The 11,064-nt window shown below is 61.7% G+C and carries 12 protein-coding genes; 1 reads left to right on the top strand and 11 read right to left on the bottom strand.

Going from position 1 to position 11,064, the window contains the following annotated elements; all coding sequences use genetic code 11:
• Positions 1 to 338: 338 nt before the first annotated feature.
• From rpoS to ACF8K2_RS15865, 8 genes are all read right to left on the bottom strand, one after another.
• Positions 339 to 1,346 carry an RNA polymerase sigma factor RpoS gene (rpoS, locus tag ACF8K2_RS15900; protein ID WP_186555409.1) on the bottom strand — a complete coding sequence of 336 codons (1,008 nt, stop codon included), beginning with the start codon at positions 1,344 to 1,346 and terminating at the stop codon, positions 339 to 341.
• A 108-nt stretch (positions 1,347 to 1,454) separates the two neighbouring features.
• Positions 1,455 to 2,312 (bottom strand): peptidoglycan DD-metalloendopeptidase family protein, encoded by an 858-nt coding sequence (locus tag ACF8K2_RS15895; protein ID WP_186555410.1) that lies wholly within the window; start codon positions 2,310 to 2,312, stop codon positions 1,455 to 1,457.
• 193 nt (positions 2,313 to 2,505) lie between these two features.
• Entirely contained in the window at positions 2,506 to 3,144 is a 639-nt protein-coding gene (locus ACF8K2_RS15890; RefSeq protein ID WP_186555484.1) for a protein-L-isoaspartate(D-aspartate) O-methyltransferase, read from the bottom strand.
• 38 nt (positions 3,145 to 3,182) lie between these two features.
• Complete coding sequence (gene surE, locus ACF8K2_RS15885) at positions 3,183 to 3,932, bottom strand: 5'/3'-nucleotidase SurE (protein ID WP_186555411.1); 750 nt, start codon at positions 3,930 to 3,932, stop codon at positions 3,183 to 3,185.
• Entirely contained in the window at positions 3,920 to 4,978 is a 1,059-nt protein-coding gene (truD, locus tag ACF8K2_RS15880; protein ID WP_392465878.1) for a tRNA pseudouridine(13) synthase TruD, read from the bottom strand. The genes surE and truD overlap by 13 nt, the downstream gene beginning before the upstream one ends.
• The gene (ispF, locus tag ACF8K2_RS15875) at positions 4,975 to 5,448 is read right to left on the bottom strand and encodes a 2-C-methyl-D-erythritol 2,4-cyclodiphosphate synthase (protein WP_312155080.1); all 474 of its coding nucleotides are present in this window, start codon (positions 5,446 to 5,448) and stop codon (positions 4,975 to 4,977) included. Before ispF ends, truD begins: the two co-directional genes overlap by 4 nt.
• A gap of 95 nt (positions 5,449 to 5,543) precedes the next feature.
• On the bottom strand, positions 5,544 to 6,398 hold the full coding sequence (gene fghA / locus ACF8K2_RS15870; RefSeq protein ID WP_186555414.1) for an S-formylglutathione hydrolase: 855 nt from the start codon (positions 6,396 to 6,398) through the stop codon (positions 5,544 to 5,546).
• An 8-nt stretch (positions 6,399 to 6,406) separates the two neighbouring features.
• The gene (locus tag ACF8K2_RS15865) at positions 6,407 to 7,519 is read right to left on the bottom strand and encodes an S-(hydroxymethyl)glutathione dehydrogenase/class III alcohol dehydrogenase (protein ID WP_186555415.1); all 1,113 of its coding nucleotides are present in this window, start codon (positions 7,517 to 7,519) and stop codon (positions 6,407 to 6,409) included.
• Between the two features lie 108 nt (positions 7,520 to 7,627).
• Here ACF8K2_RS15865 and ACF8K2_RS15860 point away from each other — a divergent pair, with 108 nt between their 5' ends.
• A complete protein-coding gene (locus ACF8K2_RS15860) occupies positions 7,628 to 8,524 on the top strand; it encodes a LysR substrate-binding domain-containing protein (RefSeq protein ID WP_392465874.1) in 897 nt (298 codons plus the stop codon).
• Positions 8,525 to 8,575: 51 nt separating this feature from the next.
• Here the strand turns inward: ACF8K2_RS15860 and ispD are convergent, their stop codons facing one another.
• The 3 genes from ispD to eno form a co-directional block, all read right to left on the bottom strand.
• On the bottom strand, positions 8,576 to 9,283 hold the full coding sequence (gene ispD / locus ACF8K2_RS15855) for a 2-C-methyl-D-erythritol 4-phosphate cytidylyltransferase (protein WP_186555417.1): 708 nt from the start codon (positions 9,281 to 9,283) through the stop codon (positions 8,576 to 8,578).
• Entirely contained in the window at positions 9,280 to 9,561 is a 282-nt protein-coding gene (gene ftsB / locus ACF8K2_RS15850; protein WP_186555418.1) for a cell division protein FtsB, read from the bottom strand. The genes ispD and ftsB overlap by 4 nt, the downstream gene beginning before the upstream one ends.
• Before the next feature lie 159 nt (positions 9,562 to 9,720).
• Complete coding sequence (eno, locus tag ACF8K2_RS15845; protein ID WP_186555419.1) at positions 9,721 to 11,010, bottom strand: phosphopyruvate hydratase; 1,290 nt, start codon at positions 11,008 to 11,010, stop codon at positions 9,721 to 9,723.
• Positions 11,011 to 11,064: the final 54 nt, after the last annotated feature.

Genomic DNA, 11,064 nt, shown 5'->3' with positions numbered 1-11,064 from the left:
CCACTATCGCCAGATAACGCCAGCCCAGGCGCCGCCACTAACTTCGCGACGTCAGGAGGCCGAGCGGAGGGCTTGCGGAGGGAGGTCCTCACGGGAGCAAGCCCGCAGCGAGGGAACCCGAAGCGCAGCGTAGGGCCGGATGCAGGAGCGGGCGGTTTTGCTTACTTTTCCCAAGAGAAAAGTAAGCCGCCGTAAAGGCGGAAGGGGCCAGTGGCATCGCCACAAACAATGGATAAGCTCCCGATTAAGAACTCAAGAAACTCAAACTCCCCGCAAAACAAAACGCCCCGAGATTATCGGGGCGCTTAGCGAACAAACGGTAAAACAAAAGACACTACTTACTGAAACAACGACTCACTAGACAGCCCATTCTTCTCAAGAATCTCCCGCAGCCGCTTCAGGCCTTCAACCTGAATCTGCCGCACTCGCTCCCGAGTCAGGCCAATCTCCAACCCCACATCCTCCAGCGTACTGCTCTCATGCCCCCGCAGCCCAAACCGACGTACCACAACCTCACGCTGCTTGTCGGTCAACTCTCCCAGCCACTGGTCAATGCTCTGCGACAGGTCGTCATCCTGCAGCAACTCACACGGGTCGGTAGGTCGATCATCCGTCAGGGTATCGAGCAGCGTCTTATCCGAATCCGGCCCCAGTGAAACGTCCACCGACGACACCCGCTCGTTAAGCCCAAGCATACGCTTGACCTCAGCGACCGGCTTCTCCAGCAGGGTGGCGATTTCTTCCGGGGACGGCTCGTGATCGAGCTTTTGCGTCAGCTCCCGCGCAGCACGCAGGTAAACGTTGAGCTCCTTGACCACGTGGATCGGCAAGCGAATGGTGCGGGTCTGGTTCATGATCGCCCGTTCGATGGTCTGGCGGATCCACCAGGTCGCATAGGTGGAGAAACGGAAACCACGTTCCGGATCGAATTTCTCCACGGCGCGAATCAAGCCCAGGTTGCCTTCCTCGATCAGGTCGAGCAACGACAAGCCACGATTCACATAACGGCGGGCGATTTTCACGACCAAGCGCAGGTTGCTCTCGATCATGCGTTTGCGACCGGCAGGGTCGCCTTTTTGCGAGAGGCGTGCGAAGTGCACTTCCTCTTCGGGGGAGAGCAGCGGCGAGAAGCCGATCTCATTCAGGTACAGCTGGGTAGCATCAAGCGCCCGGCTGTAATCGATGTACTTGTGTTGCTTGAGCGACGAGGCCTGTTTGGCCTTGGTCCGAACCGAAGGTACAGCAGGTTCGTCTGACACCACATCCGTTTCCAAAACGATGCCCGTCTCCATCAGGAGGAGGTCATCGTCGATGTCAAACTCCGGCACTTCTTTACTGAGAGCCATTGTTATAGTCCTTTGCTGAGTTCGAACTCAGACTCTAGCGACGCCTGATTCCCTGGCAGCGCTGGAGCCTGTCCCCTCTACATCCAAGGAACAGGCCGGGTACAACGATCAACGACGTGGCAAGAACTGGAGCGGATCGACGGGTTTGCCCTGGCGGCGAATTTCAAAATGCAGCTTAACCCGATCAGTGCCCGTAGACCCCATTTCAGCGATAGCCTGCCCTGCCTTGACCTGCTGCCCCTCCCGAACCAAAAGCCTGCGGTTATGACCGTAGGCACTGACGTAGGTATCGCTGTGCTTGATGATGATCAGTTCGCCGTAGCCCCTCAAGCCACTCCCGGCGTAGACCACTGCACCACCAGACGCAGCAAAAACAGGCTGTCCCAAATCACCGGCGATATCAATGCCTTTATTCAAACTACCGTTTGAAGCGAATTTTCCAATCAGCACGCCGTTGGCCGGCCAGGTCCAACCACCGGCTGTGCGCTCTGCGGCAGGCACTGTGGTGACCACTGGGGTAGTGGTTGCCGGGGTTGTTACAACGGGTTTACCGCTGCTCGCGGGTGGCGTCGTGGTGGTCCCCACCGGGCGCCGGATGACCGTGGTCTTGCTCGACGAAGAAGGGCTGGAGACCACTGTGGTACTACCGGTCGAACCACTGCTGAAACGAATCGGTTGCCCCGGGCGGATGGTATACGGCGCACTGATGTTGTTGCGTGCGGCCAGCTCCTTGTAGTCCCAACCGTAGCGGAAGGCGATCGAGAACAGCGTGTCGCCCGGTTTGACGATGTACTGCCCCGACGTCACGGTCGGGCGCTTGGGCGCCGCGTTGTTGCGGTCGACCACCCGCGCGCCGCTCGAGCCGGTGCTGGAACAGCCCGCCAGCAGGGTGCCCATGGCCAGTGCAACCAGCAGGAGCTTGAAACCCGACCGATCCTTGCGCTGCAGACTGATTGTGTGACCCACCCGCGCTCCCCTCATGGTGCCGAAAACCGATATGACGAAACGAAATGCAATATTGTTTCAATTATAACCGAGCCCACGGCCATTGGGTGGGCTGGAGAAAGATCCGACGCCGCTTCAGGACTTACGGACACCCCGCCAGATAGACACAGCCACGCGGCAAGAATTCGTCAGCGCGGTAAATATTCCGTGTGGCTCAAGCCAGCGGGCCATTGAGCAGGGGCACGAAGCGCACCGCGCCGAGCACCCGCCGGGAGAAGCCATGCTCCTCGCGCACGATCAGCATCAGTTGCTGGGTCTCCCCTGCCGGCCCTACCGGGATCACCAGGCGTCCGCCGGGCGCCAACTGATCGAGCAACGCCTGGGGTACCTCAGGTGCAACCGCGGTGACGATGATGCCGTTATACGGCGCCAGCGCCTGCCAGCCGTCGCAACCGTCGCCCCAGCGGAACACCACGTTGCGCAAGTTGAGCTCAAGCAGGCGCTCCTTGGCCCGGTCTTGCAGAACCTTGATTCGCTCCACCGAGAACACGCGCTCCACCAGCTGCGCCAGGATCGCGGTCTGGTAGCCCGAGCCAGTTCCGATCTCCAGCACCTTGTCCAGTGGCCCCGCCTCCAGCAGCAGCTCACTCATGTGCGCAACCATGAAGGGTTGGGAGATGGTCTGGTTATGCCCGATCGGCAGCGCGGTATCCTCGTAGGCCCGATGGGCGAGCGCTTCATCGACGAACAAGTGACGCGGCGTACGGCGAATGGCCTCGAGCACCTTGGGGTTCGAGACGCCCTCCTCGCACAAGCGCTGGATCAACCGCTCCCGGGTACGCTGGGAGGTCATGCCGATACCGCGGCGCAGCAGATCGTCTTGTTCGCGCATCAGAGCACGCCCTCCAGCCAGCCATCGAGCTGCTCGAAAGCATCGTTGAAGGTGCGGTCGAGCTGCAATGGGGTGATCGACACGTAGCCTTGCATCACCGCATGGAAGTCCGTCCCCGGCCCGCCGTCTTCGGCGTCACCGGCCACGGCTATCCAGTAGCCTTCCTTGCCGCGCGGATTGACCACCTTGGTCGGTGCCGCCGCCCGCGCTCGATGCCCGAGGCGGGTGAGCTGGATGCCACGGATGTGCTCCAGCGGCAAATTCGGGATATTGATATTGAGAACGGTGCGTGCTGGCAGTTGCAGACGCGACTGCGCCTCGACCAGGCGCCGGGCGATGTAGGCCGCAGTCGGCAGGTTGTCTGGCGCGCGCGACAGCAGCGAGAACGCCAGCGAGGTGCCCCCCAGGAAGCGCCCTTCAAGGGCCGCAGCGACTGTGCCGGAATACAGCACGTCATCGCCCAGGTTCGCGCCCAGGTTGATACCCGATACGACCATGTCAGGCGTCTGCGGCAGCAGGCCGTTGAGCCCCAGGTGCACACAATCGGTCGGCGTGCCATTAAGGCTGATAAAACCGTTGGCCAGCACCTGTGGGTGCAGCGGGCGGTCCAGCGTCAGCGAACTGCTGGCGCCGCTTTTGTCTTGATCCGGGGCGATCACCACGCACTCGGCATAATCGGCCAGCGCAGCATGCAGCGCGGCAAGGCCGGGTGCGGTAACACCATCATCATTGGAAATCAGAATACGCATGGGCTGTCCGTCTGCCCTACCGGCACCAGATCGACAAGCTCGCGCACCACCACGGTGGCGAAGCATCCGGCCGGCAGGACGAATTCCAGTTGCAGGATATCAGGCTCGGGATAATGCCACGTCAGGCCGCCAATAGGGAGCCGCAGGATGCGCCGTTCGTGACTCATGCCCGCTCGTGCCAGCCAATTGCACAGATCGGCATGCCGTTCAGCGATGCTCGACTCCAGCTCGGCGGTCGCACCGCCGGCGGGCGAGGCGCCTTCGCCCCACATCGGGCCGGTCGGATGCAGGTCGAGAATGGCCAAGCGCGGATCGGAACATTCAGCCTCACCCGCAGGAAAGAAGCTACGACTGTCGGTGAAGGCCAGCAGATCGCCAACCTGTGCCTGCTGCCAGCTGCCATCGGCGACCCGCGCGGCCAGCACTTGGTTGAACAGGTAGCTACGCCCAGCTGAAAGCAGACGTGAGCGGACATTGCGCTGCTCAGGCAGGGCAGCACGCGCAGCCCACTGCTGCGCATCATGCACGTTGCCGCCCGCATGGCCGAAGCGCTGGCTGCCGAAGTAGTTGGGCACCCCTTGAGCCTTGAGCTGCTGCAGACGCACATCCAGCGCCGCATGATCGGCTGCCAGGGCAGTCAGGCGCAGGGTAAAGCCGTTGGCCGAGTGGGCGCCGCGTTGCAGTTTGCGCTGGTGGCGCACCTGCTTGAGGATACGCAGGGTGTCGTCTTCGGCGCGCGTCAGGTCGGGGTCGGCCTTGCCCGGCAGATGCAGGCTGAACCACTGGCGGGTCAGGGCCTGGCGATCCTTGAGGCCGGCATAACTGATCGAACGTACTGGCACGCCAGCGGCGCGCGCCAGACGGCGAGCGGCTTCCTCGGTGTTCAGGTCACGCTTCTCGACCCACAGCCACAAGTGCTCACCCTGGCCAGACAACGGAATGTCGAGCACTTCGTCGACCTGGAAGTCTTCGGCCACGGCCTTGAGCACTGCGCTACCCAGCGCCGCACCAGAGGCCCGTGGGCCGAGCAGTTCGAGTTCGGTCATGCTGGCAGCAACAGGGCGACCGCATGCACGGCGATACCCTCCTCACGGCCGGTGAAACCGAGCTTCTCGGTGGTCGTGGCCTTGACGTTGACCTGGTCGAGTTCAACCTGCAGGTCTTGGGCAATGAATTGGCGCATGGTTTCGATATGCGGGGCCATCTTCGGCGCCTGGGCGACGATGGTGGCGTCGATGTTGCCGACCCTCCAGCCCTTGGCCTGGACGATGCCAACGACATGGCGCAGCAGCACCCGGCTGTCGGCGCCCTTGAACTGCGGATCGGTATCGGGGAAGTGCTTGCCGATGTCGCCTAACGCTGCGGCACCGAGCAGTGCATCGCTCAAGGCGTGCAACACCACGTCGCCGTCGGAATGGGCCAACAGGCCGTATTTGTGAGGGATACGCACCCCACCCAAGGTAATGAAATCACCGTCAGTGAAACGGTGCACATCGTAGCCATGGCCAATACGCATAGAAAAACGCCCTGATTAAGTCAGGGCGCGATTCTACCTGCTTTGAACCACCTTGGGCGTATGCTTTTGGGACCGCAGCACAACCCCAATTATTTTCAGACTTGGCCTAAAGCCACGGCATGATGGCGCAGATGCTCATCGATAAAGCTGGCGATGAAGTAGTAGCTATGGTCATACCCCGGCTGCAAGCGCAACACCAACTCATGACCAGCCTTGCGCGCCGCCTGCTCCAACGCCTCAGGCTTGAGCTGCTTCTCAAGAAAATCATCGCGATCGCCCTGGTCCACCAACAGCGGCGGACACTGTCCGGCCGGCGTTTCGGCCAGCAGCACACTGGCATCCCACTCCCGCCAGCGCGCACGGTCTTCACCCAGATAACGCGAGAACGCCTTCTCGCCCCACGGGCAATCCATCGGATTGCTGATCGGCGAAAACGCCGATACCGAACGGTACCGCCCAGGGTTACGCAAGGCGCACACCAATGCACCATGACCTCCCATCGAATGGCCACTGATGCTGCGCTGATCGGACGCCGGGAAATGCGCCTCGACCAGGGCCGGCAGTTCCTCTACCACGTAGTCATGCATGCGGTAGTGCTGGGCCCAGGGCTGCTGGGTAGCATTGAGGTAAAAACCTGCCCCCAGACCGAAGTCCCAAGCGCCGTCCGGGTCGCCCGGCACTTGTTCGCCACGCGGGCTGGTATCGGGGGCGACGATGATCAAGCCCAGCTCAGCGGCCAGGCGCTGGGCGCCGGCCTTTTGCATGAAGTTCTCGTCGGTGCAGGTCAAGCCGCTGAGCCAGTACAGCACCGGCAGCTTGGCGCCCTGCTCTGCCTGCGGTGGCAGGTAGACGGCGAACACCATGTCGCAGCCCAGGACCTTGGAGTGATGCCGGTAACGCTTGTGCCAGCCGCCGAAGCTCTTCTGGCAAGAGATGTTTTCCAGGCTCATGGCTGACCTCAGAAGTGGATCACGCTACGGATGCTCTTGCCTTCATGCATCAGGTCGAAGGCTTTGTTGATGTCCTCCAGGCCCATGGTGTGGGTGATGAAGGTATCCAGCGGGATCTCGCCCTTCTCGGACATTTCCACGTAGCTGGGCAGCTCGCTGCGACCGCGCACGCCACCGAACGCCGAACCACGCCAGACGCGACCAGTCACCAGTTGGAACGGACGGGTAGCGATTTCCTGGCCGGCACCGGCGACACCAATGATCACCGATTCGCCCCAGCCCTTGTGGCAGCATTCAAGCGCCGCACGCATCAGCTGGACATTGCCCACGCACTCGAACGAGTAATCGACGCCGCCGTCGGTAAGGTCGACGATGACTTCCTGGATGGGACGGTCATAGTCCTTGGGGTTGACGCAGTCGGTGGCGCCGAGCTGACGGGCGATCTCGAACTTGCTTGGGTTGATGTCGACGGCAATGATCCGCGAGGCCTTGGCCTTCACGGCACCGATGATCGCTGACAGGCCGATACCGCCCAGGCCGAACACTGCCACCGTGTCACCTGGCTGGACCTTGGCGGTATTGAGCACGGCGCCAATGCCGGTGGTGACGCCACAGCCGAGCAGGCAGACCTTCTCCAGCGGTGCTTCTTTCTGGATCTTGGCCACGGAAATTTCCGGCAGCACGGTGTACTCGGAGAAGGTCGAGGTGCCCATGTAATGGAACAGCTGCTGGCCTTTGTAGGAGAAACGGGTAGTGCCGTCCGGCATCAGGCCCTTGCCTTGGGTAGCGCGGATGGCCTGGCACAGGTTGGTCTTGCCAGAAAGGCAGAATTTGCACTTGCCGCACTCGGGGGTGTACAGCGGGATGACATGATCGCCGACCGCCAGCGAAGTTACGCCCTCGCCCACTGCCTCGACGATTGCCCCGCCCTCGTGACCGAGAATCGACGGGAAGATGCCTTCCGGGTCGGCGCCAGACAAGGTGTAGGCATCGGTATGGCAGACACCGCTGGCGACCACGCGCAGCAGCACTTCACCGGCCTTGGGCATGGCGACGTCGACTTCGACGATTTCCAGGGGTTTCTTGGCCTCGAAGGCTACGGCAGCACGGGACTTGATCATCAGGGGTCTCCAGACAGAGGGTCGATTCGATTCATCCAGTGTAATTCACCATTGTTTGATGAATAATCTAGGCAAAGACAAAACATTATTGCCATACAGGGATAATCGATGAGTAATCGCTGGGAAGGCATCGACGAATTCGTCGCGGTGGCCGAGTCTGGCCAGTTCACCGCAGCCGCCGAGCGCCTGGGGGTTTCCTCCTCTCATATCAGCCGGCAGATCGCCCGCCTGGAAGAACGCTTGCAGACCCGCCTGCTGTATCGCAGTACCCGCCGGGTCACCCTGAGCGAAGCCGGACAGACGTTCCTGCAACATTGCCAGCGCTTGCAAGATGGCCGCGAAGAAGCGCTGCGGGCCATGGGCGACCTGGCCAGCGAGCCCAAGGGCCTGCTGCGCATGACCTGCGCGGTGGCCTATGGCGAACGCTTCATCGTGCCACTGGTGACGCGCTTCATGGCGCTGTATCCACAGCTACGGGTGGAAGTGGAACTGAGCAACCGCACCTTGGACTTGCTGCATGAGGGCATGGACCTGGCGATCCGCCTGGGCCGCTTGCAGGACTCAAGGTTGGTTGCCACCCGCTTGGCGCCGCGGCGGATGTTTCTGTGCGCCTCGCCGGGCTACCTGGAGCGGTATGGTCGCCCGCACAGTTTGTCTGAGCTGGCGCGACACAATTGCCTGATCGGCAGTTCGGATATCTGGGCGCTGAAGCAGGAGGGGCGCGAATTCAGCCAGCGAGTGCAAGGCAACTGGCGTTGCAACAGTGGCCAGGCGGTGCTGGATGCAGCGCTGCAGGGGATGGGCTTGTGTCAGCTGCCCGACTACTACGTGCTCGAGCACTTGAACAGTGGTGCGCTGGTGTCGTTGCTTGAGGCGCATCAGCCGCCCAACACGGCAGTCTGGGCGCTGTATCCGCAGCAGCGGCATCTGTCGCCGAAAGTGCGGCGGTTGGTGGATTATCTGAAGCAAGGGTTGGGACAATTGCCGGAGTACGCCAGCCACTAAGCAAGCAGATGAAGCCCCCACGTTGCCAGGCGATGCCTCGCTCTGGTGCAATCAGCGGCGAGAAGCCCAACGCTGGCGCAACCACTCCAGATCTTCCGGGCGGGTAACCTTGATGTTGTCACTGCGCCCCTCGATCAGGCGCGGTGCCAGCCCCGCCCATTCCATGGCCGAGGCCTCGTCAGTCACCGCCACATCAGACACCAGGCACTCGGCCAACGCCCGATGCAACGCGCCGAGCCGGAACATCTGCGGGGTAAATGCCTGCCAGATGGTGCTGCGATCAACCGTAGCGCTGACCCGGCCATCGCCATCGGCTCGCTTGAGCGTGTCGCGCGCCGGCACTGCCAGCAAGCCACCCACCGGATCATCCGCCAGCTCCGCCAGCAGCCGGTCCAGATCGCTACGGGCCAGGTTCGGCCGCGCAGCATCATGCACCAACACCCAGTCACCGTCCGCCGCCCCTTGGGCATGCAACAGCAACAAGGCATTGAGCACCGAGTCAGCCCTTTCGCGCCCGCCGCCAGCGCGCTGGATGCGCGCATCGCTGGCGCAAGGCAGGCCCGGCCAGTAAGGATCATCGTCAGCAATACTGACCACCACGCCCTTGAGCGCAGGATGGCCGAGGAAACAGTCGAGACTATGCTCGAGAATAGTCTGCCCACCCAATTGCAGATACTGCTTGGGCCGATCGGCAGCCATGCGGGCACCGACGCCCGCCGCGGGAATCACGGCCCAGAAAGCCGGTAGTAATGGGGTCATTTTTGCGGCAGCTGGTAGAGGGTTTCGCCCTCCTTGACCATCCCCAATTCATGACGGGCCCGTTCCTCCACGGTCTCCATACCTTTCTTCAACTCCAGGACTTCTGCATCGAGCACGCGATTACGCTCCAGCAGCCGCTCGTTCTCGGCATGCTGTTCGTCAATCTGCTGCTTGAGCTCGGTCACTTGCGCAAGGCTGCCGCTGCCGACCCAAAGGCGGTACTGCAGGCCACCGAGCAACAGGAGCAAGATGAGAAACAACCAATAAGGACTGCGCATCAAAGTATCCAGGGTTAAAAGGCCGCAGCCACGAGGCTCCCGATAGCACGAAGCCTGGCCAAGGCCAGGCTTCGTCGACAGAAACCCCGTAGGAGGTGTCTGAGGGTTCAGTACGAACGTTCAGACATCCTCGGCTGCTGCCTTTTTACCATCTCTTGCTTAGCCGCGAAACTCGGCACGACCACGGTACACCGCCTTGGCGCCCAGTTGCTCTTCGATGCGCAGCAGCTGGTTGTACTTGGAGACGCGGTCGGAACGGCACAGCGAACCGGTCTTGATCTGGCCAGCAGCGGTACCCACAGCCAGGTCAGCGATGGTCGAATCTTCGGTTTCGCCCGAACGGTGCGAGATGACCGCGGTGTAGCCAGCGGCCTTGGCCATCTGGATAGCTTCCAGGGTCTCGGTCAGCGAGCCGATCTGGTTGAACTTGATCAGGATCGAGTTACCGATGCCCTTCTCGATACCTTCCTTGAGGATCTTGGTGTTGGTCACGAACAGGTCGTCACCGACCAGCTGCACCTTCTCGCCGATCTTGTCGGTGAGGATCTTCCAGCCAGCCCAGTCGGACTCGTCCAGGCCATCTTCGATCGAGATGATCGGGAAACGCTCGGTCAGGCCTTTGAGGTAGTCAGCGAAACCTTCGGCGTCGAACGACTTGCCTTCGCCGGACAGGTTGTACTTGCCGTCTTCATAGAACTCAGAAGCGGCGCAGTCCAGGGCCAGGGTCACGTCGGTACCCAGCTTGTAGCCAGCGTTGGCGACAGCTTCGGCGATAGCGGCCAGGGCATCTTCGTTGGAGGTCAGGTTCGGCGCGAAACCGCCTTCGTCACCGACGGCAGTGTTCAGGCCACGGGCCTTGAGCACAGCTTTGAGGTGGTGGAAGATTTCGGTGCCCATGCGCAGGCCATCGGAGAAGGTCTTGGCGCCAACGGGCTGAACCATGAACTCTTGGATGTCGACGTTGTTATCGGCGTGCTCACCACCGTTGATGATGTTCATCATCGGAACAGGCATGGAGTACTGGCCAGGGGTGCCGTTGAGGTTGGCAATGTGCGCGTACAGCGGCAGGTCCTGGTCCTGGGCGGCGGCTTTGGCGGCAGCCAGGGACACAGCCAGGATAGCGTTGGCGCCCAGCTTGGCCTTGTTCTCGGTACCGTCCAGCTCGATCATGGCGCGGTCGAGGGCTTTCTGGTCGAGTGGATCCTTGCCCAGCAGCAGGTCGCGGATCGGGCCGTTGATGTTGGCAACGGCTTTCAGCACGCCCTTGCCCATGTAACGGCTCTTGTCGCCATCACGCAGCTCCAGCGCTTCGCGCGAGCCGGTGGAAGCACCGGACGGCGCGCAAGCGCTGCCGATGATGCCGTTGTCGAGCAGTACATCGGCTTCCACGGTGGGGTTGCCACGCGAATCGAGAACTTCACGACCTTTGATGTCGACGATCTTTGCCATTGTTGTAAGCACTCCAGAATTGACGAAAACAACGCAGCTTAGGGAATTCGAGCC

This window comes from Pseudomonas sp. xss_2 (assembly GCF_043104195.1).
Classification (GTDB): Bacteria; Pseudomonadota; Gammaproteobacteria; order Pseudomonadales; family Pseudomonadaceae; genus Aquipseudomonas; species Aquipseudomonas urmiensis.
This window is presented reverse-complemented; position numbering and strand designations above follow the sequence as displayed.

Excerpts from the sequence above, each read along its gene's own strand:
- eno (WP_186555419.1), bottom strand. The coding sequence starts at position 11,010 with ATGGCAAAGATCGTCGACATCAAAGGTCGTGAAGTTCTCGATTCGCGT.
- ftsB (WP_186555418.1), bottom strand. The coding sequence starts at position 9,561 with ATGCGCAGTCCTTATTGGTTGTTTCTCATCTTGCTCCTGTTGCTCGGT.
- rpoS (WP_186555409.1), bottom strand. The coding sequence starts at position 1,346 with ATGGCTCTCAGTAAAGAAGTGCCGGAGTTTGACATCGACGATGACCTC.
- ACF8K2_RS15865 (WP_186555415.1), bottom strand. The coding sequence starts at position 7,519 with ATGATCAAGTCCCGTGCTGCCGTAGCCTTCGAGGCCAAGAAACCCCTG.
- ispF (WP_312155080.1), bottom strand. The coding sequence starts at position 5,448 with ATGCGTATTGGCCATGGCTACGATGTGCACCGTTTCACTGACGGTGAT.
- fghA (WP_186555414.1), bottom strand. The coding sequence starts at position 6,398 with ATGAGCCTGGAAAACATCTCTTGCCAGAAGAGCTTCGGCGGCTGGCAC.
- truD (WP_392465878.1), bottom strand. The coding sequence starts at position 4,978 with ATGACCGAACTCGAACTGCTCGGCCCACGGGCCTCTGGTGCGGCGCTG.
- ACF8K2_RS15860 (WP_392465874.1), top strand. The coding sequence starts at position 7,628 with ATGAGTAATCGCTGGGAAGGCATCGACGAATTCGTCGCGGTGGCCGAG.
- ispD (WP_186555417.1), bottom strand. The coding sequence starts at position 9,283 with ATGACCCCATTACTACCGGCTTTCTGGGCCGTGATTCCCGCGGCGGGC.
- surE (WP_186555411.1), bottom strand. The coding sequence starts at position 3,932 with ATGCGTATTCTGATTTCCAATGATGATGGTGTTACCGCACCCGGCCTT.
- ACF8K2_RS15890 (WP_186555484.1), bottom strand. The coding sequence starts at position 3,144 with ATGACCTCCCAGCGTACCCGGGAGCGGTTGATCCAGCGCTTGTGCGAG.